This window comes from Dactylosporangium sp. NPDC051087, assembly GCF_055586325.1.
Genome location: NZ_JBVJIJ010000002.1, coordinates 515,696 through 535,461 on the forward strand (window position 1 = coordinate 515,696; position 19,766 = coordinate 535,461).

The following is a 19,766-nucleotide window of genomic DNA, read 5'->3' on the forward strand; positions in this document are numbered from 1 at the left end:
TCAGTTCCTCGCTTCTTGAACTTCGTCGTGCAGCTGGTGGAACAGCTTGACGGTGGCGTCGTCCGCGTGGCCCTTCTGGCCGAGGTAGTCGGAGAACAGCTCCCCGGCGGACCTGCCGGCGCGGGCCGCGGCCTGCCCGGCGGCCTTCGGGTCGGGCAGCAGCTTCGGGTCGATGCGCACCTCGAGCGCTCTGGGCAGCAGCTCCTGGACCTCCTCGCGCAGGCCCGCCCTCGGCTGCTCCGACACGTACACCCGAAGCCACGCCTCGCCGGTGTCCAGGGTCGCCAGCTGGGCGAGGTTGCCCCGCACCGTCCGCAGCGGGGTGGCGACCGGCAGCGGCACCTCGCGGACCCTCGCCGCGGTGCTCGTGGTGACGTCGACGACCGCGACGGCGGAGAAGTTCTCCTCCTCGCCGAAGTCGATCGGCAGCGGGCTGCCGCAGTAGCGGATCGGGCAGGGGCCGTTGACGGTCTGCGCCCGGTGCAGGTGCCCGAGCGCCACGTAGTGCGCCGAGGACGGGAACACCGACGCGGGCACGGCGTAGCCCATGATCGTGTGCGCCTCGCGCTCGCCGCCGCCCATGGTGGCGCCGATGACCGTCAGGTGGCCGGTGACGAGGTTGACGGTGTCCTTGCCGAAGCCCTTGGCGAGGGTGGCGAGGAGGCCGCCGATGTGGTGCGCGTAGGACTGGGCGCTCTCGGCGGCGCTGAGGTCGAACATCTCCGCGGCGCGCAGCGCGTACCGCTGGGAGACGAACGGCAGCGCGGCGAGCCGCCACTCCTCGCCGTCCCTGGTGCGCCCCTCCAGCAGCAGCTCCTCGGGCTTCGTGAGGGCGCCGCGGATGGTGATGCCGGCCGCCTCCGCCCACGGCCGCAGCGCGTCGAGGGCCTGGCCGTTGTCGTGGTTGCCGCCGATGACGACCACGTCGGCGCCGGTCTTGCGCAGCGCCGACAGCCCCCGGGTGACGATCTTCGTGGCGTCGGCGGGCGGGCTCGCGGAGTCGTACAGGTCGCCGGCGACGATCACCAGGTCGGGCCGCTCGGCCTCGGCCACGTCGACCAGCGCCTTGAGGGCCGCGATGTGGTCGTTGGCCCGTGACTGTCCTTTGAGGACCTTGCCGACGTGCCAGTCCGAGGTGTGCAGGATCCGCACCGGTGGGTCCTCCTTAGAACGGGATCTCGTCGTCGGTGATGCCGCCGCCGACCCTCGCCACCACGGCGAAGGAGTCGTTGGCCTGGGCGATCGACCGCAGCGTCGCGCTGGGCGCGGCCCCGGCCTCCGCGGGCCGGGTCGCCCATGACGGGAACGGGAACTCGATGCACAGCGGCACCGGGATCTCCGGCTGCGACACGAACATGGTCCCGGGCTTGGCCAGCAGCGCCCGCTGGCGCTGCGCGGGCGGGAGGAAACCGTACTCCGGGCGGGACGCCTCCGCCGGGTCGAGCCGGCCGACGACCCGGATCGCGGAGTTGGCCACGATGCGCCGCTCGACCTCGCTCGCCGTCTGCTGCGCGCCGATCAGGACCACGCCCAGGGACCGGCCGCGCTCGGCGATGTCGAGCAGCACCTCCTTGATCGGGCTGGTGCCCTCCCGGGGCGCGTACTTGTTGAGCTCGTCGAGGACCACGAACAGCAGCGGCTTCGCCGAGCCCGCCTTCTCCTTGCGCTCGAACTCGCTGCGCAGCGTCACACCGACCACGAAGCGCTGCGCCCGGTCCGGCAGGTTGTGCAGGTCGACGACGGTGACCTGGGCGCTCTCCGCGGTGTTGATCGCGTGCGGCCGCCGGGTCGCGAGGTCGCCGCGGATCAGCCGGGACAGGTCCTTCTTGCTGCCGATGAGCCGCCGGGCGAACGCGTTGACCGTGCCGAGCCCGACCGCGCTGCCGGCCCACTGCCCGCGGGTGGCGTCGTCGGTGATCTGCTCCACCAGGTAGTCGACCAGGTCGGCGTAGGAGTTGAGCCGGGTGCCGTCGACCGCGACGCCGCCCTCGGCGGGCTGGGCGATGCGCGCCAGGTGCGCCGTGACCGAGTGGACCACCATCGTGTACTGCTGGCGCTCGTCGTCGGCGTCGGCGAACACGTACGGCAGCAGCCGGTCTGTGCAGAACTCCTGCAGCGTCCAGTAGAAGCTGTCGACGCCGGTGAGCCGGCTGCTGACGTCGGGCGTGCCGGACGAGTCGCCGGCCCGCGGCGGCGCGTAGACCCGCACGTCCGGGAACGGCCCGGCGACCAGCCCGAGCCGGGCGTAGTTCGCCTCGGTGGCCGCGTCGAGGCGGCTGTTGGGGTGGTCGAGGAACAGCAGGTCCTCGCCCTTCACGTTGAAGATCAGCGCGCGGGTGTTGGCGGTCTCGCCGGCGCCGCCCAGGACACCCGACCGGAACACCGAATAGAGCAGGAACGTCGCGAAGCTCGTCTTCGTCGCCACCCCGGAGATGCCGGAGATCGACACGTGCGCGCCGCGGCTGCCGTCGAGGAAGTCCGCGTTGAGGAACATCGCGGCGCCGTCCCGGCCGAAGCCCATCGGGATCGTGCGGTCCATCCGGTCGAAATACAGCGCCCCGGCCCGCGCGTCGCCCTGCGCCCGGTGGACGACCGCGCCGGGCGTCGGCGGGACGTAGACCTCGGGGTCGACCCGGGTGGTGGTGATCTCCGCGGCCTCCTGCACGGTCGCCGGCAGCGTGCCGTCGGCGACCAGGAACACGTCGGAGTCGAACACGACCCCTTCGTGCCGGGCCCGGACCGCGGTGACGACGCCGGCGATCTTCACCGGCGGCTGGCCGGGAAGCTCACGCTCGGTGATGACGACGTCGTCGAGTTGCAGATAGGCGTCGTCGTTGACGGCGACCCAGAACGTCAGCGGGGTCGCGTCGGCGGTGCCGAGGACCCGGCCGACGATCGGCCCGTCCTTCGGCGCTTCCGTGGCATCCATTCCTCGACCCCCAGTACATGTGTTCGCCTGTGCATCGTGCCCCAAGACCGCCGGTGGATCGAAGCCACCACGCCCACCTGTGGACGCGTTCACGCGCTTTCATCTGCCCAAAATGGTGCAAGCCGGGCGCTCGTCCACAGGTTGGGGACAGTTGTCCACAGGGTTGTGGACAACGTTGTGGACTTCGGGTCAGCGCCCGTACCGCAGCAGCAGCTGACCATCGGCCAGTAATGCGTGACGCAGCGTGAGATTCTCGGGGGTGCCTTGCGGGGGTCCGGCGGTGATCCTGCCCGCTCCCGGCCCGGTGAGCAACGGCGCCACGGTGAGGCACAGCTCGTCCACGAGGCCACGCGCGGTGAGATACCCGAACAGGGTCGGCCCGCCCTCGCTGAGGATCTGGGCGAACCCGCGCTCCCGGAGCTGCCGGACGGCCGCCGTCAGGTCGACGTGCTCCTCGCCCGCCCGGATGACGTCGGCGGGCAACGCGTCCGTGTCCGCCGTCTCCGTCGTGACGACGATCGGCCGTACCGGAGCGTCGGCGAGCGCGGCCTGCGCGGGGTCCAGATCCGCCCGGCCCGAGACGATGACGAGCGTCGGATACTCGCTCAGGCCGTGCTCCAGGCGCCACCTGCGGCGCTGCTCGTCGAGGCGCAGCGCGCGGTAGCCCTCGTCGCGGACCGTGCCGGCGCCGACGAGCAGCGCGTCGCAGTGCATCCGCAGGATGCCGAAGACGCGCTTGTCCTCCGGACCCGACAGCCCCGCGGACTTCCCGTCGAGGGTGCCGGCGCCGTCGAGGCTCGCCACGAAGTTCACCCTCACGGTGGGGTCGGGCGGCGGCGCGTACAGGTCGATGAGCGAGGCCTGGTCGACCGGTCCGGGTTCCGGGTAGAGCTGCTGCACCCGCCAACCCTACGGTCCCGGCGCCCCGGTCACCGGCGGGGTCGGCGCCGGCTCGCGATGCTGGCAGTCGCACCGGTTGCCGCCGGGGCAGTCGGCATGTCGTTTCTCCCGGCACGCAGGACAGATCACTAGTTCTCTCCCTCCGGCTCGTCCTGGCCGGCGGATCGCGGGGCCGCCCATCAGCCAGATGAGGTCGCAGCCGGTCGTGTCGGCGATTTTGGTGGCGATCCGCTGGAGGCCGCGCGGTTCGACGCCGTCGCGTTCCCAGGTGCGCCATGACTCGGTCGGCAGGCCGCACGCGGTCGCGGCCTCTTTGACGTTTCCCCAGCCCATCCGCTGTCGGATGAGGGCGAGTCGGGCTCCGAAGGTGCTGTCGTCGGGGATCCACGCCGCCGGGGCGGTCGTCGCGGTGGACCCCAGGACCTCGGTACTCATGTGCACAGGTTAGCGGGAATCACACAGATCGACATAGAGGGTCACCCGAACCTGTGCTTGACACAGGTAGCTGAGAGACCTAGTTTCCTGTGTATGACACAGGAAAGCCCGTATCTCACAGTAGGTGAGGTGGCGGTGCGCTTCAAGGTCAGCGAGGAGACGGCCCGGGAGTGGGCCCGGTCCGGCACGGTCGAGGCGATTCGCCTGCCCGGCGGCCAGTACCGGTTCCCCCTCGCGGCCATCGAAGCGATCGAACGCACCCCGGCCAGCGTGACCCCGTGACCGCGCCTGCTCTGCCCGCCGCCGAGCTGCCGGACCTGCTCGGCACCTCACCCGCCGACCTCACCACCCCCGGCCCCGTCGCCGACCTCACCACCGCCCGGCAACGCGCCGAACGCATCCGCACCGACCTCGTCACCTACTCGCGGATGCGGCAGGACATCGCCGACGCCTTCGCCCAGCGCGACTGGGCAGCGCTCGGCTACGCCAGCTGGTACGCGTACCTCGACGGCGAGTTCGGGCAGGAGCTGCAGCAGCTGGCCCGGTCGCGTGAGGAGCGGCAGCTGGCGGTCGGGGACCTGCGGGGGCAGGGCCTTTCGACGCGGCAGATCGCTGCGGTCGCCGGCGTCGACGCGAAGACGGTCCGCAACGACCTGGAGGCCGTGCCCGCTGCGGCGCCGGCCGGAAAGGTCGTCGGGTCGGACGGGAAGTCGTACCCGGCGCAGCAGGCGGTTGCCGATTCGGAGTGGGAGCAGATCTTCCAGGTGCTGACCCGGCTCACGCCCGACGGCATCTGGGCGCGGGCCATGGACGTCGCCGAGGCTCACGGCGGCGGCTGGTCGCCGTCGCTCGTGACCCGCCGCCTGCAGGCGCTGCACTCCGGTGGGCGGGTCGAGTCGTCGACCGACCGTGCCGTCACCGGCATCCGGGGAACCGCGTGGCGGCCCCGCGCCGCCACCCCTGAGACGCCCGCGGCCGCCACCGCGGTCACCCAGAACGACCCGGCCGGTCCCGTGCCGACCGCCGACGACCCCCCGGCGGCCGCCACGTCGAGGGATTCGCGGCCCGAGGACCGGCCGGGTCCCCAACTCCCGACTGACCGGGACCCTCAGGAACCCACCGCCGAACCTGGCGAGGGGACTCCCGCAGCGGTCGCTACGACCGGTCAGCCGGGCACCAACCACCCGATCGTCCTCGTCGCCTCGCCCACGCCCAGCCAGCCGCCAGCGCGCGCAGAGGTCTGGGAGGACGACGGCAAGAACACCGTCGTGAAGGTCGTCTACTGCGATTCGCGGACCGGTGCCTGGGTCGCACGTAAGCGGATCCTCGGCCCGGCTGAACCCGAGAGTCAGCCGAGCGCGCTCCGGATCGCCGGCTCGGACGCACTGGAGGTCTTCGACCACGGCGTCATCCACGTCGGCGACCGAGACCTCCACCTCCGCGCCGGCCGCGTCGACGGCGACGTGCCCGTCGCCTGGCTCGCGGTCGAGCACGGCGGCGAGGAGACCGAGCTGCTTGCCCTCAACCCGTTGAAGGTCCAGCTCCTCATCCAGAAGCTCACCGCCATCCACGCCTGGCTGGTCGGCGAGCAGCTGGCCAACGAGTGAGCCGCGGCCCCGGCAATCGCGGTCCCAGAAACCGCGCCGGCGGCAGCCGACCGCCAGCACCGCCCCGCCCCAACTCGAACGGGGGCAGCGGCTGCGGAATGACCATCGCCGCCGCCGTCGCGTTCCTGCTCCTCGCCGTCGGCATCGCCGCGGCAACCCACTGAACCGGAAGGAAAGTCCGATGTCCACCGACACCATCGCGTCGTCGACGTCCCCGCCGCCGGAGGACCCGGCCGTCGCGTTCCTGCGCAGCAGGGCCTACGCGTCGGTCGCCGAGCACAGCCCCACGCTCGGCGCCCCCGCCGCCGTCACCTTCGACACCGTCGGCGGCCGCCGCACGGCGACGATGCGGTTCGACACCCTCAACCAGGCCGGGGCCTGGGCCGACTGGCTGCACTGGCCGTGGGTCGCGACCGACCGCGGCGGCCAGTGCACCCTGCAGGCGTTCGGTCAGTGGCTCGGGTTCTCGTGGGAGATCACCGGGTCGGAGCCGCTCGCGCCGCAGGCCGCGCCCGCGCACCGGGAGGGCTGACCGGTGATCAAGATCGAACCGTTCGACGCCGCGATCACCTACGCCGCCGCCCACCCCGACGAGTTCTACATGCAGGCCTGGTTCAAGCGGACCGACTGCGGCACCACGGCGTGCCTCGCCGGGACGCTCGCGATCCAGGCCGGGTGGGGCCCGACCGGGTGGAAGACCTCCTACGCCGACGGCCAGCCGGCCGGGTGGGACCGCGCCGCGCAGGTCGTCAAGGACGGCATCGTCGACCGGGTCAGCGCCGTCGCCGCCGACATCCTCGGCCTCGACGAGATTCGCGACCACGTCCTGCTGGACGAGCTGTTCCACGCACCGAACCTCAAGGCCGTCATCCGCATCCGGAACCGGGTCGCCGCCGAGCAGGGCATCCCGGAACGCGTCTGGTCGGTGGCGAAGTGAAAGAGCTGTCCAACGCGCTGGTCGTCGTCGCCCTGATCGCCGCGGTCACCGTGGTCTGCGTCATGGGCCCCGCCGGCTGGTGGGTCAAGTGAGCGTCACCCGCGCGTGCCGCCGCAAGCGGGCCCACGACTCTGCCGCGAAGGCGGAACGGCACCGGCAGCGGCTCATCCGCTCCGGTGCCGCCCCCTCGGCCCTGCAGACGTACCGGTGCAAGCACTGCTCCACCACGGCCGCGCCCCGCTGGCACGTCGGCCACACCCAGAACCGCATGAAATGGAGGAAGAGCTGATGGCCTGGCTCACCATGGCGGTCGCCGTCGGCGCCGTCGCCGTCCTCGCCGGACGGCACTACCTCACCCAGCAGCTGCCGCTCGCCGCCGCATCGCCCGCGGCCGCGGTGGCGCCTGCCCGGGTCCCGGTCCCGCACGTCGGCGCCGACGAGTCGTGGCGTCCCGCCATCGAGGTTGCCGCGCCGGTGGTCGCGCCGGTGGTCGCGCACACCCCGCCGGACCTGGCGGAGCTGACGATCCTGGCCGACTTCGACGCGCTCATCTCGTCGTGGGAGACCGACCCGGAGTGGCTGACGGAGTTCCGGCAGCTCGTCGACGCGTCGTACGCCCAGGCGAGCAAGCCGCTGATGACCCATCACCGGTGGCGGGAGGGCGCGCTCGACATCCCGACGGCTGAGCGGCCTCTCGTGCCGGCGCCTGGAGGTGCGCTGTGAACCCGAACCCGATCGTCGTCCAGGGGGCCGGTGTGCCCGAGGTCGAGCAGCAAGAGCCGGTCCACGACCACGTGTTCGGTGTCCGCTGCCGGCCGGAGTGCCCGCGCTGGGGGAACCCGACGCCGCAGCCCGGCTGGGAGACGCCGCAGGACTGGTACTTCACGTTCGGCGCCGACCACCTGCACCCGGAGACGGGGCAGCGGCTCGGGAAGAACTACATCCGGGTCCACGGCACGTGCGACAGCACCCGTGACGCGATGTTCGCCGCGTTCGGGAACCGCTGGTCGATGCAGTACGCGGCCGCCGACCGGGCCCGCAGCATCGACCGGTTCGGGCTGACCGAGGTGCCGATGCCCGGCCAGCAGCCCGCCGACGACGAGGCGCTGCGCGAGGTGTACGCGCAGGACGAGGCCGACCAGGACCGGGTGCCGACCGAGGCCGGGTTCGCCGCGTGGAAGGCGTCGCGTCGCGCCGTCGGGCAGGGCGAGCCGCCTGTCACGCCGGCGGAGGCCCGCACCGGCGTCAGCGACGTCCAGGCCGTAGTCCGGCAGGAGCTCGCGAAGGTCCGGCGCCTCATCAACGCGTACGGCGTCGCCTGCGATGCCCTCGGCGCGTCCACCGAGGCCCGGGACATCAGCGTCCGCAACCAGTCGATGGCCGTGGTGCAGCAGGAGAAGCGAGAGCTGCTCGCCGCCCTCGACCGGATCGAGACCCTGGCTGGCGGTGGACGCCGGTGAAGACCATCGCGCGGATCGTGCCGTTCCGCTACCCGAGCGGCCACCGCAGCGCCGTGACGCTCCGCTACGACGACAGCGTCCCGCTCGCCGCCGTCCTCGACTTCGGCATGGACATCGCCGGCAACGACATCCAGTGGACCGTCGCCCGGGACATCCTCGCCGACGGCCTCACCCGCCGCGCCGGCGAAGGCGACGTCCGCTGCTGGGCCGACAACCACTGGTTCTACGTCTGGCTGAACGGCATCGACCGTGCGACGGACCTGCCGAGGGCGGGCACGATGCGGCTCGACATCGACGAGGTCCGCGCGTTCCTGGTCGACGCCGAGGACCTCGTCCCGTACGGCAGCGAGCAGGTCGACTTCGAGGTGGAGCTGTCGAAGTTCCTGATCGGTGGTACCTGGTGACGCCGACCCAGCCGGAAGACCGGCTGCTCAAGCCCGGTGAGGTCGCTGCTCTGTTCCGCGTCGACCCGAAGACGGTGACGCGGTGGGCGGCGACGGGGCGGCTGTTGAGCGTCCGCACGCCGGGCGGGCACCGCCGCTTCCGCGAGTCCGAGGTCCAGACGCTGCTGGATGGGGACGGCAAGTGATCGCCCGCATCCGCGCTTGGTTCTCGGTGCCGGCGCCGGTCGTTGACGGCGTGCTCGTCGAGCGCTTGGAGAAGCAGCTCGTCGCCCTCCGGGAGCGGCAGGGCGACCCCACCTACACGCTGGCGGCCGTCGCTGACGTACGGAACGCGGTTATGGCCGCCGCTGGGCAGCAGTGGTTCGACTACGACGACGCCATCCACGGCCTCGACGCCATCGAGGACTACGTCCGGGGCGTGACCGCGTGACCGCCCCGGCTGCGGCCCGGCGGGTCACGCCCACCGCCGTCCGGGTCCTGCCCGCCGACGCCGACCGCGACACGTGGCTCAAGGCCCGCCGCGCCGGGATCGGGTCCAGCGACGTCCCCGGCCTCGTCGGCGCGTCCGAGTTCAAGACGCCGCTGCACGTTTGGCACGACAAGCGCGGCGAGCTCGACGACTTCGCCGGCGAGGCCGCGCTCTGGGGGACCCTCCTCGAGGACACCGTGGCCCGCGAATGGGCCCGCCGGAACCGGTCCGTGATCCGGCGGGTCGGTCTCGTCGCGCACGAGACCGAGTCGTGGATGCTCGCGACCCTCGACCGGCAGGTCCTGGAGTGCCCGCTCACCTCCGACCGCGAAGCGTGTGCCCTCGAGGTCAAATGCCGCAACGCGTTCAGTTCGTCGAAGTGGAAGCGGAACGTCCCCGACGACGTCCTCGGCCAGGGCGCGTGGCAGATGGCTGTCACCGGGTTCCGGCACATCCACGTCGCGGTCCTCATCGGCGGCAACGACTACCGGCAGACCGTCATCCGCTGGGAGCAGGACCTCGAGGCGTACATCGTCGGTGAGGTCCGGAAGTTCCGCGAGCAGCACCTGCTGACCGGTCGGCCACCCACGGCGGACCTCGACCGGTCCGAGGCGTACATCGAGCTCGACGCGCGGATGCACCCGGACCGGGTCGGTGAGATCACCGTCGAGCAGACCGGCGACGTCGACGAGTACGCGCGCCTGTCCCGGATCAAAGGCGACGCCGACCGGGACCTGAAGCGGATGCGGGCCCGGCTGGCCGAGCTCGCCGCCGGCCGCCGGTACGTGATCCACGAGAACCGGCTGGCGTACGAGCTGGCGCCGCGGTCGCGGACGAACGTCGACGTCGACCTGCTCGCCGAGCGCTGGCCGGACGCGTACGAGGCGTGCGTCTCCGAGACCTCCTACCACCAGATCGCGATCGCCAAGGAGTTCCGCAGTGTCTGACCTTCGCGCCCGGGCCGTCGAACAGCGCAACGGCGCCGCGCCCGCCATGGCCGCGGCGCCCGCGCCCGGCCGGCCCGACGTCGAGACCGCGCCCTTGGAGGACATCTCCTACGACGGCAACGCCATCACCGACGCCGAGCAGGTCCCCGTCCACGTCGCGTGGGCCCGGGTCATGGCCGACGTCCAGTCGATCAGCAAGGACGACCAGCGCAACGACACCGGCGGCCGCTACAACTTCCGTGGCGTGGACAGGGTCGTCAACGCCGTCGGGCCCGCCCTGCGCCGGCACGGCGTCCTCGTCCTCCCGGCCCGGGTCGTCGCGAAGGAGTACACCGAGACCCGCACGACGAACAACAAGTCGATGCAGGACTGCACGGTCACCGTCGAGTGGGCGATCGTCGGCCCGATGGGCGACCAGCTGCCGCTCGTGCAGTCGGCCGGCCAGGCGAACGACACCGGCGACAAGGCAACCGCGAAGGCCGTGTCGGTCGCGCAGCGGGTTCTGTTCCTAACGGCGCTGCAGATCCCGACGCAGGACCCGGACGTGGACCGCGGCCACGAGCGCGGCGACGTCCCGGTGCCGACGGCGAACGGCTACCGCGACGAGATCGTCCACCCGGACACGTCCCTCGGCCGGCTCCGGCAGATCCGCAGCGAGATCGCGCAGCACCAGCTCGGCGGTCGGCTCGTCATCGACGACCACGGCGACGAGGTCGCCCTCAGCGCACTCGTCAGCCGCATCGGCAACGAGCGCAGCAGCAACCGGTCCAACCCGAATCAGTAGGAGATCCTGATGGCCCTTCGCGGATGGGGTCGGTCCGAGCCGACCCCCCAGCCCCAGAACACCCCGGCCAGCGACGACCCGCGGCTGCCGGACCTGCACCCGGCCCAGATCGACCTCCTCAACGCCCAGCAGCGCACCGCCGCGGCGATCGCCGAGATCGACGCCGGCCTCGCCCGGGCGGGCAACGCGCGTCCGGTCATGCGCGACGCGCTGCTCGACGCCCGGCTCGCGCTGATGGGCCCGACCCGGTGACCGCCGAACCGATGACCGAGCCGGTCGCCGACGCCGCAGCGACCACCCCGGAGCCGGACGTCCACCTCGTCTGCTGCAGCCCGAACAAGGGACTGTGCGGCACGGACCTCACCGGCGCCGACAACATCCCCGACACCGCTGTGGTCACCTGCTCCACCTGCGACCTCATCGACGAGGAGGGTTCGCAGTGCGGTGCCCTGTTCTGCCGGCTGCGTCAGTGGCTGCGGATGCGGTTCGGCAGGCCGCAGTGACCCTCGACGACATCATCGCGGAGATCACCGAGCAGCTCGGCGCCCCGACGAACGCGTTCACCGGCCGGGAGGTCGGTATCGCGACCGTCGACGGATGGGTGTGGACACGCGCCCGGGCGCCGTACGGGCTGCGGATCGAGCGGATCGGTGACCGGCACGTCGTGCGGGCGTGGCGGCACACCCTGCCGGACGGACGCCGCGCCGAGCTGCTCCGCACGGGCGCGCTGACCGTCGAGGAGATCCGCGCCGTCGCGGTCTTCGGCGGGCTCCTCGTCGACGAGCCGCCCGCCATCGCGGTGCACCTCGCCGGCCAGCTGGTGAGCGAGGCCCGGCCGTGACCCTCCGCCACCGCATCGCCGGCCTCGACCTGTCCCTCACCGGCACCGGCGTCGCCACCTACGACCCCGACCCGCGCCGCCCCTCACCGGTCGCCACGACGACCGTCGCGACCCGCGGCCTCACCGGCCACCCACGCCTCGCCGAGATCCTCCTCGCGATCTCCGACCTGCGAACCTGCGAGCTCGTCGTCATCGAAGACGTGTGGCTCGGCCTCAAAGGCGACACCGCCCTGCGGCTCGCCGAGCTCCACGGCCTCGTCAAGCACTGGCTGTGGCTGCGCTGCATCCCGTACGTCCTTGTCCAGCCGGCCCAGCTGAAGCTGTACGCGGTCGGGAAGGGCGGCGGGAAGGATGCCGGGAAGGACCAGGTCCTCCTCGCCGTGGAACGCCGGTACGGCGGGCTGACGACGGTCACGGACAACAACCAGGCCGACGCGCTGGTGCTGCTCGCGTTGGCGGCCGAGCGGTACGGGTCGCCGTTGGCGCCGGTCCCGGCCGCGCACAAGGCGGCGCTGGCGAAGGTCGACGGCTGGCCGGACCTCGGAGGTGCGGCATGAGCCGCCGCAGCCTCCTCCGCGCCCTCCTCGGCGCGACCATCGCCGCGCCCGCCCTCGCACTCATCACCACCGCGCAGGCCGCCCCCATCGCGGGCACCACGGTCGCCAAGCCCGGCACGTGGACGACGCTCCCCGGGTCCGGCGGCCTCCAGGTCCACCTCACCGACGCCACCGGCCGCACAGCCACCGTGCCCGTGGCGTGGACCACCGACGGGCACGTCACCGCGACGTGGCCACTGCCGCTGACCGTCGCTGCACCGGCCGCGTACGCGGGGCAGCGGGTGACGATGGCGGCTGGGTACGGGCTCGCCGTCCGCAGGGCAGGTGCGTGATGGGTAGCGACCTGACCAGCCTGGAACCACGCCACCCGCAGCCGCACGTCGACCCCGACCTGCCCAGCGGACGCGCCCACGGCTACCGCAACGTGCTGCACCTGCGCGAGGTCGCCGCCGACGCTGTCCGTGCCGGCCTGGACGGCTGCCTCTCCGACCCGTGGGCCGAGGCGGCGTGGGACGCACTGCCCGCCGCGCTCCGGGTTCGGCTCCGTCGCGCGAACACCGCCGTCGAGCAGCGCCCGCACGACGAGAGGGCCGCCCTGATCTACCAGGGGCGCATGGCTGAGGCGGTCACGTACCTCACCAGCACACCGCAGGGTGTGACCCGATGACCGCGCCCGAGGTCGTCGCCGGCGTCCTCCGCATCCCCGTCCACGACCTCTCCTACGGCGCCAACGCCCGCGGTGAACTCGGCGACACCAGCGACCTCGCCAACTCCCTCCGCACCCTCGGCCAGATGCAGCCGCTCCTCGTCGAACCCACCGACGGCGGCAGGTGGTCAGTGTTCGACGGGAACCGCCGCCTCAAGGCCGCCCGACAGGCCGGCCTCACCCACGTCATCGCGATCCCGCGGAAGACGCCGCTCACCGAGCAGCAGCGGATCGTCCGGCAACTCGGCATCCACGCAACCGCACGTGCGTTCGACCCGATGGCCGAGGCCCGGGCCGTGGAGTGGCTCATGTTCGCCGACGACGGCCCGCACATGACCCGCGAGGAAATCGCCCGGTCGCTGTCGAAGTCAGCCAACTGGGTCAAGGGCCGCATCGACCTGCTGCAGCTCGCGCCGGACGAGCAGGAGTCCGTGGCGAAGGGCACCTTGGCCGTCGGCGAGGCCCTACGAATCCTCGCCGTGCGCCGCGGCGTCACCCCGCCGGGCGGCGCACGACCCAGCTCGCACAGATGCGACGACGGCGGCCGCTGCGGCTGCCGCTGCCACAAACGGAATCAGGACTGAAGGGAACCGACATGCCGAAACGCATCGACCAGCTCACCGACGAGCAACGCGCCGCCATGGCCGCCCACGCCGACAAGTGGATCGCCCGCGGCCTCGACCTCACCCCCGTCGACTGGGACGCCTGGGAACGCGGCGCCCGCCGCTGCTACGAGTTCGCCAAGGTGCCCTGGCCCGGCCGGGTCGTCCGCGTCCCGTCGCCGTTCGTCGGCGCGATCGCGGCCCCGCTCGCCGCCTACCTCATCGGGTTGCGCCGGCGCGACGCGGTGCACGGCGCGGTGGGCGACGCGGTGGGCGGCGCGGTGCGCGGCGCGGTGGACGACGCGGTGGACGGCGCGGTGCACGGCGCGGTGCACGGCGCGGTGCGCGGCGCGGTGGACGACGCGGTGGACGGCGCGGTGCACGGCGCGGTGCGCGGCGCGGTGCGCGACGCGGTGCGCGGCGCGGTGCACGGCGCGGTGCGCGGCGCGGTGGACGACGCGGTGCACGGCGCGGTGCACGGCGCGGTGCACGGCGCGGTGCGCGGCGCGGTGGGCGACGCGGTGCACGACGCGGTGGACGACGCGGTGCACGGCGCGGTGCACGGCGCGGTGCACGGCGCGGTGCGCGGCGCGGTGGACGGCGCGGTGCACGACGCGGTGGACGGCGCGGTGCACGACGCGGTGGACGGCGCGGTGGGCGACGCGGTGCTGAAAGGTGCCTGGACCTCCATCCGCGACGGCTGGTGGCGCAGCTACCTCGGCGGCCAATGGTGGGGCAACTGGCTCGCCTGGAAGGCGTTCTTCCGCGACGCGTGCGGCCTCGAACTCGACGAGGACATGTGGGCGCGCAGCTACGCCTACGAGCAGGTCTCCACCGCCGGCTGGTGGTGGCCGTACCGCGACTTCGTGATGGTCTGCGACCGGCCGGTCGAGATCCACCGCGAACAGGTCGGCCCGGCCGGCTGGGGATCTCACCGGCTCCACCGCGAAGACGGCCCCGCGATCTCCTGGTCCGACGGGTGGGCCCTCTACTACTGGCACGGCATCCACGTCCCCGCCGACCTCATCGAGGGCGACGGCTGGAGCGTCGACCGGATCCTGCGTGAGGGCAACACGGAGATCAAGCGGGCAGCGATCGAACGGATGGGATGGCCGCGGTTCGTCACCGAGGCCGGACTGAAGCAGGTCGGCCCGGCCCAACCGGATCCGGGGAACGCGCCTCACACCATCGCCTTGTATGACATCCCGGCTCGGCTGCAGGTGTTCGGCGGCGAGCACGTGCGGCTGCTGGTGATGACGAACGGCAGCCCGGACCGCAACGGCGAGCTCCGCCAGTACGGGGAGACGGTGCCCGGCCACATCCGTACGCCGCTGGAGGCGGCGGCGTGGCAGTGCGACGCGCCGGTCGAGGTATACGCGCAGCTAGAGCGTCGCACATGACACCCGAACAGCTCGCCGAGCTCGTCACCTACCTGCGGCAGATGGACGCCCAGCAGCAGGACACCGACGCTGGCGGCGGCCGCGAGATCGCCTGGTACTGGTACCGCGAGGGCATCGAGGACATCCTCGGCCTCCCCCGCAACACGCTCGACACCGAGACCAACCCCCTGGCCAGCACCGAGCTGGCCGACGACTGAAGGAGCAGCACATGCACACGCACACGTACGGAACCGCCCTGGCCCTCGCCGCCGTCACCGTCCCGGACCACCTCCAGGCCGACGCAGAGGTGCCGATCCTGACCGGGGTTCAGGCGCAGGGCGACCTCCTCGTCTTCCCCGCCGCCGCGGCGATCCTCCCGCGGGACCTGGACTGGAAGCCGGTCACCGCGGCCGGGGTCCAGGTCGTCCACGGCGAGGCGACCGGGAACACCCACTGGCTCCACGGCGGGTTCGACAGCCCGGGCGTGCTGTGGGCGCGCGTCGACGAGGGCGTCCGCATCGGCTACGTGACGGTGCCCGACGGCCAGACGGCGCTGCTCGTGCACACCGATGAGCACGGCGCGAACGGTATCGGGCCGGGCGTGTTCGCCCTCAACGGCAAGCGCGAGCAGGCGGACGAGATCCGCCGCGTCCAGGACTGACCGCCTCCCACCTGCAAGATCGTCGCGCCCGGCCCGCAACCTATGCGGCCGGGCGCGACGCGTCCCACCCGCAACATCAACAACAATCGATCATGAAAGGACCCTCCGCATGACCGGCAGCGCCGTCAACATCAGCGGCACCTTCAAGAAAGACAGCCGCCCCGGCAACGGCCTCGAGGCCATCGCCGAAAAGATCGTCAACGACGAACTCGGCCGCCACGTCGTCGTCGGCATCATCGAGCTCCACAAGGTCACCAAGGAGCCCGGCGAGGTCGCACGCCCCACCGTCCGGTTCGTCGCCATCGAACCCGTCGACGGGGACGCCGAGGACACCGTCCGCGAGATCCTCGACAAGGCCCGCACCAGCCGCGGCCTGAACGGAATCCCCACGAGCCTCTTCGACATGCCCACCGACACCGACGGCGACGACGGGCCCAGCAGCGAACGGCAGCGCGACGAGTGGCTCGTCAAGGACAACACCTGATGACCGCCGTGCCGGCCCCGGCCCGGGCCACCCCCAAGGCGACCGCCGCCGGGACCGGCACGGCCCGCCACCACGGCCACTGGTCCACCCGCGCCGCCTGCCGCGACCTCGGCGACCCCGACTTCTTCTTCGACCCCACCAACCGCGCCGAGGCCCTCCACATCTGCCTGGCCCACTGTCCCGTCCTCCTGCAGTGCCGGGCCCACGCCCGGCAGCTGGACCCGCCACCGTTCGACTGCGTCATGGGCGGCGTCGCCTGGGGCTCGCACAAGCCCCGAGCCAAGCAGGTCGATCCGGCGGGCCGCTGCATCATCTGCCGGTGGAGGCCGACGTGACCCTCCGCCAGCAGCCCCTCTACCACGACCGACGGGTCGCCGGGTTCTGGGCCGCAGTCCGCATCGGCAGGACCGTCGAGATCGACGACACCGCGTGGCGCGCCGCCATGACCGCCGGCGAACTCGTCGGCACCTGCCGCGACTGCGGCCACTACCTCACGCCCGGCGACCCCTACGCCGTCGGCAACACCACCTGGTACCCGGCGACGTGCTCGGCCGACGGCTGCCAGTACCAGACCGCTGGGCGCGGGCCCCGACCGACCGCGCCCAAGACCAGAACGGGGACCCCTTGAACTCGACGGTCGCCGTGCCCACGTCATGCATGCAGGGCGTCCTTCATGGGCGCTAGCAACGTGATCGCCGCCTATACGCGGTACGCGGGAAAGGTCCCTGCGACATCGATGCAGCTCCTTGCCTTCATGGCCGTGGTATCGAAGGACTCGGATCGTGAGCCGTGGTACGGGCAGGGGCACGAGGCGCTCGCCATGTTTGCCCTCGGCCGTCCCGGCCCGGTGCGCGTGGCCGACATCCGGGCCGTCGAGAGGGCTCTCGCACCGCTCGCCGCCGCCGGCGCGATCAGCACCCAGCGGCGCGCCGCCGTGCGCCACGACGGCGCCAACACGGCCCGATACCGGCTGCACCTCGACCCCTTCGACGCCCCACGAAATTCGGTGGACGTGCCGCCCGCCCAGAAGCCCGCCGAGACCCCCTCGGAATCGACTGACACGGATGAACAAGATCGCGCACGTCCCACGAAAAGTGGTGCGCACGTCCCACGAAAAGTGGTCGCACGTCCCACGAAAAGTGGTCGCACGTCCCACGAAAAACGTGGGACAGAGGAGACAGAGGAGACAGAGGAGCGAAAGGAGGAAGAACACCCTGGGGTAAACACGGACCTCACCGTGTCGCGCGCGCGAGCTTCGCCGAAGTGCCCAAGACATCCCAGCTTCAGAGGAGGTACCGACAGCGAGGGAGCACCCGCCTGCGTCGTCTGCCGCCACAACCCCACGCTCCAGGTGATCCAGGGAGGCATCGCATGACCGACCAGACGACGCCAGACTGCCCCGTCTGCAGCGCCACACCCGGCCAGCCCGACCTCGGCCCGCACCACGCCCACGTCACCGACTACGGGTACGTCCTCTACGACCCCGACCACCACCACGACCTGGCGGGCGGGCTCATCGCCGAGGGACGGCGGCAGGCCACCGAGGGCTGGGACCGCGAGTGGCTCGTCGACTATCCGCCGTACGGCGGCGCTTACCGCTTCGTCACCGAGGGCGCAGCCCGGGAGGAGGCCGCCCGGGCTGGCCGCCCCGTACGTAGCCGGGTCGTCGGGCCGTGGGTGGTGGACGAGCACGCACCCACGCGCGTGCCCGAAGGCGAGGCGCTCGGCGTCACGGAGCAGCAACGCACCGACCCCGACAAGGCCCTCGCGGACGTCGACGACTGGATCACCAAGCTGGTGACCGACCGTGACTAGCCCCCAGCCGCTCTGCGGCAACACCAAGGGCACCGGCGGCTGGGACCCAGGATCGTGCATCCTGCCCGCCGGACACGGACCCGACCACACCGACGGCACCACCCAGTGGCGTACGGACTCCCAGCAGGACATCGCCTGCGCCATCCTCCGCATCGAGCAGGCCTACCACGAACGCGGCACCGCCTTCGGCGAACTCCTGCTCGAGCGCCTCCAGGCCGACGCCCGCCGACTCCGCAGCCACCTCACACCCGAATGGCGCAGCCGCCTCGAGGAAGCCGAGCAGCTGCAATGACCCGCGGCAAGTGGCGCCCCCAACCCGGCCGCGTCGACCCCCGCGCCACCTGGGCCGGCCGCCAACTCGTCGCCCAGGTCCGCGAGCGGGTCAAGCGCACCGGCGAGCTGTGCTGGTTCTACGGCCGCAAGGGCTACGAGACCTGCCCCGGGCGCATCGACCTGAGCCTGCCCACCAACCACCGCTGGGGCTTCACCACCCACCACACACGGCGCCTCATGGACGGCGGACCAGCCCTTCCAGACCCCCGCACCGTCCCCGCCGCCCACCGCAGCTGCAACAGCCGCGACGGCCTCACCGCACAGAACGCCCGCAGACGGGCCCAGCGCCGCGCAGGAGCGCCCAACAGCCCCACCCGCACCATCCAGCCACCACCACCCCACCAGAGACGCTCAGAGAGGACCAGCGAGCCATGGTGACCCAACGTCACGTCACCCTGATCTTCGGCCCGCCATGCGCCGGCAAGACCACCCGCGCCCGCGAGCTCGCCGGCGCAGAGCCCGGCGGCCCCGGGCTGATCATCGACGCCGACCTCATCGCCCAGGAGCTCGGCTCCACCAACGAGTGGAACCACGACCCCGCCATCGCCGCCGAAGCCCAACGCCTCTGGCGCCTCCGCACCGAAGGCATCGGCCACCAGGCAGGCGCACGCGCCTGGATCGTCCGCTGCGCCCCCACCCACGCCGAGAGAGCCCGCCTCATGCGCATCACCGGCGCCCAGCAGACCGAACTCCTCCTACCCGACAGGGCAACGCTGCTGGTCAGAGCCTCACACAGGCCCAACCCCGAGACCACCAGGCATGCTGTTGACCGATGGCTCCGGGAGTACCAGCACGACCAGGCGTCACGCAGCGTAGGACGATCAAGGGTCACACGGGGTAACAACGGACCGAGTCGATCATGGTGACATCACGCAACGTAGGCAGATGACGGAGGGTGAAGGTCACAGGAAGGCGTCATGCATGACCATACGGAGATCGGTATGAGGCATGAATGGCGTGCGATGTCAAGCGCGCGAGTGTCGCACGTGGACAGTGATCAAGGCTCTGACCAGGGCAAACGCACCTTACGCAGAGTAGTTTTTTCCGATCATGGGACATCGCGCAAGCCGCGAGTAGCCTCTCCCCCCAGCAGTGCATATTATGCAAGATCAATATCCAGTCACGCAGCGTAGTCAAGCGGTGATCTTCAATGGTCACTCTGAGTGAAGGTGGGCGGGATGACGGAGAGTGATAATGGGCCCGTTCCGGGGCCGGCAGAGCGCGCGCTCTCCGATCTCGTCGACTCGATGGGGCCGCTCCGCCCATGGGAGAGGGTAACTGCCGAGTCGGCGTTTGCCCTGGTCAGAGCGTTGGACGTCGAGGAGGACAGCGCGAAGGTGGCCACCCTGTCCCGCGAGCTGCGCCAGGTCGTCGGGACGCTCGCGCGGATCGGCGAGGCCCGTCCGCCGGCGCCGACGGAAGAGGAGCAGGCTCCGGATCCGATCGCGGCGCTCGCCGATGAGGTCGCGGCGAAGCGGGCGGCCCGAGGGCGCCCCGCATGACGACGCTCCTCGAT

At 71.9% G+C, this 19,766-nt stretch carries 34 protein-coding genes; 31 read left to right on the forward strand and 3 right to left on the reverse strand.

What is annotated here, in order from left to right:
• The 3 genes from ACZ6TV_RS05875 to ACZ6TV_RS05885 all read right to left on the reverse strand — a co-directional run bounded on the left by ACZ6TV_RS05875 (window position 1) and on the right by ACZ6TV_RS05885 (window position 3,829).
• The gene (locus tag ACZ6TV_RS05875) at window positions 1-1,152 is read right to left on the reverse strand and encodes a metallophosphoesterase family protein (RefSeq protein WP_465295799.1); all 1,152 of its coding nucleotides are present in this window, start codon (window positions 1,150-1,152) and stop codon (window positions 1-3) included.
• A gap of 13 nt (window positions 1,153-1,165) precedes the next feature.
• Window positions 1,166-2,929, reverse strand: a complete 1,764-nt coding sequence (locus ACZ6TV_RS05880) for an ATP-binding protein (RefSeq protein WP_465295801.1) — start codon at window positions 2,927-2,929, stop codon at window positions 1,166-1,168.
• A gap of 189 nt (window positions 2,930-3,118) precedes the next feature.
• Window positions 3,119-3,829 carry a pyrimidine reductase family protein gene (locus ACZ6TV_RS05885; RefSeq protein WP_465295803.1) on the reverse strand — a complete coding sequence of 237 codons (711 nt, stop codon included), beginning with the start codon at window positions 3,827-3,829 and terminating at the stop codon, window positions 3,119-3,121.
• Between the two features lie 528 nt (window positions 3,830-4,357).
• On the opposite strand from ACZ6TV_RS05885, the gene ACZ6TV_RS05890 reads away from it, so the two are divergent.
• The 31 genes from ACZ6TV_RS05890 (at window position 4,358) to ACZ6TV_RS06040 (ending at window position 19,752) form a co-directional block, all read left to right on the forward strand.
• Window positions 4,358-4,546, forward strand: coding sequence for a helix-turn-helix domain-containing protein (locus tag ACZ6TV_RS05890; protein WP_465295805.1), 189 nt, complete (start codon window positions 4,358-4,360; stop codon window positions 4,544-4,546).
• Window positions 4,543-5,871 carry a hypothetical protein gene (locus ACZ6TV_RS05895; protein WP_465295807.1) on the forward strand — a complete coding sequence of 443 codons (1,329 nt, stop codon included), beginning with the start codon at window positions 4,543-4,545 and terminating at the stop codon, window positions 5,869-5,871. Before ACZ6TV_RS05890 ends, ACZ6TV_RS05895 begins: the two co-directional genes overlap by 4 nt.
• Window positions 5,872-6,052: 181 nt before the next feature.
• Entirely contained in the window at window positions 6,053-6,403 is a 351-nt protein-coding gene (locus ACZ6TV_RS05900) for a hypothetical protein (RefSeq protein ID WP_465295809.1), read from the forward strand.
• 3 nt (window positions 6,404-6,406) lie between these two features.
• Window positions 6,407-6,808 (forward strand): hypothetical protein, encoded by a 402-nt coding sequence (locus ACZ6TV_RS05905; protein ID WP_465295811.1) that lies wholly within the window; start codon window positions 6,407-6,409, stop codon window positions 6,806-6,808.
• Window positions 6,809-6,896: 88 nt separating this feature from the next.
• On the forward strand, window positions 6,897-7,097 hold the full coding sequence (locus tag ACZ6TV_RS05910; protein WP_465295813.1) for a hypothetical protein: 201 nt from the start codon (window positions 6,897-6,899) through the stop codon (window positions 7,095-7,097).
• Complete coding sequence (locus ACZ6TV_RS05915; protein WP_465295815.1) at window positions 7,097-7,531, forward strand: hypothetical protein; 435 nt, start codon at window positions 7,097-7,099, stop codon at window positions 7,529-7,531. The genes ACZ6TV_RS05910 and ACZ6TV_RS05915 overlap by 1 nt, the downstream gene beginning before the upstream one ends.
• Window positions 7,528-8,268 carry a hypothetical protein gene (locus ACZ6TV_RS05920; RefSeq protein WP_465295817.1) on the forward strand — a complete coding sequence of 247 codons (741 nt, stop codon included), beginning with the start codon at window positions 7,528-7,530 and terminating at the stop codon, window positions 8,266-8,268. Before ACZ6TV_RS05915 ends, ACZ6TV_RS05920 begins: the two co-directional genes overlap by 4 nt.
• Window positions 8,265-8,672 carry an SsgA family sporulation/cell division regulator gene (locus ACZ6TV_RS05925; RefSeq protein WP_465295819.1) on the forward strand — a complete coding sequence of 136 codons (408 nt, stop codon included), beginning with the start codon at window positions 8,265-8,267 and terminating at the stop codon, window positions 8,670-8,672. The genes ACZ6TV_RS05920 and ACZ6TV_RS05925 overlap by 4 nt, the downstream gene beginning before the upstream one ends.
• Window positions 8,669-8,857: a BldC family transcriptional regulator gene (locus tag ACZ6TV_RS05930; RefSeq protein WP_465295821.1), complete on the forward strand. Its 189-nt coding sequence runs from the start codon at window positions 8,669-8,671 to the stop codon at window positions 8,855-8,857. Before ACZ6TV_RS05925 ends, ACZ6TV_RS05930 begins: the two co-directional genes overlap by 4 nt.
• Window positions 8,854-9,102, forward strand: a complete 249-nt coding sequence (locus ACZ6TV_RS05935; protein ID WP_465295823.1) for a hypothetical protein — start codon at window positions 8,854-8,856, stop codon at window positions 9,100-9,102. Before ACZ6TV_RS05930 ends, ACZ6TV_RS05935 begins: the two co-directional genes overlap by 4 nt.
• The gene (locus tag ACZ6TV_RS05940; protein WP_465295825.1) at window positions 9,099-10,088 is read left to right on the forward strand and encodes a YqaJ viral recombinase family nuclease; all 990 of its coding nucleotides are present in this window, start codon (window positions 9,099-9,101) and stop codon (window positions 10,086-10,088) included. The genes ACZ6TV_RS05935 and ACZ6TV_RS05940 overlap by 4 nt, the downstream gene beginning before the upstream one ends.
• A complete protein-coding gene (locus ACZ6TV_RS05945; protein WP_465295827.1) occupies window positions 10,081-10,872 on the forward strand; it encodes an ERF family protein in 792 nt (263 codons plus the stop codon). The genes ACZ6TV_RS05940 and ACZ6TV_RS05945 overlap by 8 nt, the downstream gene beginning before the upstream one ends.
• A 9-nt stretch (window positions 10,873-10,881) precedes the next feature.
• Window positions 10,882-11,124 carry a hypothetical protein gene (locus ACZ6TV_RS05950; RefSeq protein WP_465295829.1) on the forward strand — a complete coding sequence of 81 codons (243 nt, stop codon included), beginning with the start codon at window positions 10,882-10,884 and terminating at the stop codon, window positions 11,122-11,124.
• A gap of 11 nt (window positions 11,125-11,135) precedes the next feature.
• Window positions 11,136-11,375 (forward strand): hypothetical protein, encoded by a 240-nt coding sequence (locus ACZ6TV_RS05955; RefSeq protein ID WP_465295831.1) that lies wholly within the window; start codon window positions 11,136-11,138, stop codon window positions 11,373-11,375.
• On the forward strand, window positions 11,372-11,713 hold the full coding sequence (locus ACZ6TV_RS05960; RefSeq protein ID WP_465295833.1) for a hypothetical protein: 342 nt from the start codon (window positions 11,372-11,374) through the stop codon (window positions 11,711-11,713). The genes ACZ6TV_RS05955 and ACZ6TV_RS05960 overlap by 4 nt, the downstream gene beginning before the upstream one ends.
• Window positions 11,710-12,270: a hypothetical protein gene (locus ACZ6TV_RS05965; RefSeq protein ID WP_465295835.1), complete on the forward strand. Its 561-nt coding sequence runs from the start codon at window positions 11,710-11,712 to the stop codon at window positions 12,268-12,270. The genes ACZ6TV_RS05960 and ACZ6TV_RS05965 overlap by 4 nt, the downstream gene beginning before the upstream one ends.
• Window positions 12,267-12,602 (forward strand): hypothetical protein, encoded by a 336-nt coding sequence (locus ACZ6TV_RS05970; protein WP_465295837.1) that lies wholly within the window; start codon window positions 12,267-12,269, stop codon window positions 12,600-12,602. Before ACZ6TV_RS05965 ends, ACZ6TV_RS05970 begins: the two co-directional genes overlap by 4 nt.
• On the forward strand, window positions 12,602-12,937 hold the full coding sequence (locus tag ACZ6TV_RS05975; RefSeq protein ID WP_465295839.1) for a hypothetical protein: 336 nt from the start codon (window positions 12,602-12,604) through the stop codon (window positions 12,935-12,937). The genes ACZ6TV_RS05970 and ACZ6TV_RS05975 overlap by 1 nt, the downstream gene beginning before the upstream one ends.
• On the forward strand, window positions 12,934-13,560 hold the full coding sequence (locus ACZ6TV_RS05980; RefSeq protein ID WP_465295841.1) for a ParB/RepB/Spo0J family partition protein: 627 nt from the start codon (window positions 12,934-12,936) through the stop codon (window positions 13,558-13,560). Before ACZ6TV_RS05975 ends, ACZ6TV_RS05980 begins: the two co-directional genes overlap by 4 nt.
• Window positions 13,561-13,571: 11 nt before the next feature.
• Entirely contained in the window at window positions 13,572-14,978 is a 1,407-nt protein-coding gene (locus ACZ6TV_RS05985; RefSeq protein WP_465295843.1) for a DUF6745 domain-containing protein, read from the forward strand.
• Window positions 14,975-15,175 (forward strand): hypothetical protein, encoded by a 201-nt coding sequence (locus ACZ6TV_RS05990; protein ID WP_465295845.1) that lies wholly within the window; start codon window positions 14,975-14,977, stop codon window positions 15,173-15,175. The genes ACZ6TV_RS05985 and ACZ6TV_RS05990 overlap by 4 nt, the downstream gene beginning before the upstream one ends.
• An 11-nt stretch (window positions 15,176-15,186) precedes the next feature.
• Window positions 15,187-15,618: a hypothetical protein gene (locus tag ACZ6TV_RS05995; RefSeq protein WP_465295847.1), complete on the forward strand. Its 432-nt coding sequence runs from the start codon at window positions 15,187-15,189 to the stop codon at window positions 15,616-15,618.
• Window positions 15,619-15,727: 109 nt separating this feature from the next.
• The gene (locus ACZ6TV_RS06000) at window positions 15,728-16,102 is read left to right on the forward strand and encodes a hypothetical protein (protein ID WP_465295849.1); all 375 of its coding nucleotides are present in this window, start codon (window positions 15,728-15,730) and stop codon (window positions 16,100-16,102) included.
• Window positions 16,102-16,437, forward strand: coding sequence for a WhiB family transcriptional regulator (locus tag ACZ6TV_RS06005; RefSeq protein WP_465295851.1), 336 nt, complete (start codon window positions 16,102-16,104; stop codon window positions 16,435-16,437). The genes ACZ6TV_RS06000 and ACZ6TV_RS06005 overlap by 1 nt, the downstream gene beginning before the upstream one ends.
• Window positions 16,422-16,730: a hypothetical protein gene (locus ACZ6TV_RS06010; RefSeq protein ID WP_465295853.1), complete on the forward strand. Its 309-nt coding sequence runs from the start codon at window positions 16,422-16,424 to the stop codon at window positions 16,728-16,730. Before ACZ6TV_RS06005 ends, ACZ6TV_RS06010 begins: the two co-directional genes overlap by 16 nt.
• A gap of 45 nt (window positions 16,731-16,775) precedes the next feature.
• Window positions 16,776-17,477, forward strand: a complete 702-nt coding sequence (locus tag ACZ6TV_RS06015; protein WP_465295855.1) for a hypothetical protein — start codon at window positions 16,776-16,778, stop codon at window positions 17,475-17,477.
• Window positions 17,474-17,917 carry a hypothetical protein gene (locus ACZ6TV_RS06020; RefSeq protein WP_465295857.1) on the forward strand — a complete coding sequence of 148 codons (444 nt, stop codon included), beginning with the start codon at window positions 17,474-17,476 and terminating at the stop codon, window positions 17,915-17,917. The genes ACZ6TV_RS06015 and ACZ6TV_RS06020 overlap by 4 nt, the downstream gene beginning before the upstream one ends.
• Window positions 17,910-18,209 carry a hypothetical protein gene (locus ACZ6TV_RS06025; protein WP_465295859.1) on the forward strand — a complete coding sequence of 100 codons (300 nt, stop codon included), beginning with the start codon at window positions 17,910-17,912 and terminating at the stop codon, window positions 18,207-18,209. The genes ACZ6TV_RS06020 and ACZ6TV_RS06025 overlap by 8 nt, the downstream gene beginning before the upstream one ends.
• Window positions 18,206-18,628 (forward strand): hypothetical protein, encoded by a 423-nt coding sequence (locus ACZ6TV_RS06030; protein ID WP_465295861.1) that lies wholly within the window; start codon window positions 18,206-18,208, stop codon window positions 18,626-18,628. Before ACZ6TV_RS06025 ends, ACZ6TV_RS06030 begins: the two co-directional genes overlap by 4 nt.
• Window positions 18,622-19,116, forward strand: coding sequence for an AAA family ATPase (locus tag ACZ6TV_RS06035; protein WP_465295862.1), 495 nt, complete (start codon window positions 18,622-18,624; stop codon window positions 19,114-19,116). The genes ACZ6TV_RS06030 and ACZ6TV_RS06035 overlap by 7 nt, the downstream gene beginning before the upstream one ends.
• Before the next feature lie 444 nt (window positions 19,117-19,560).
• Entirely contained in the window at window positions 19,561-19,752 is a 192-nt protein-coding gene (locus ACZ6TV_RS06040) for a hypothetical protein (protein WP_465295863.1), read from the forward strand.
• Window positions 19,753-19,766 lie beyond the last annotated feature (14 nt).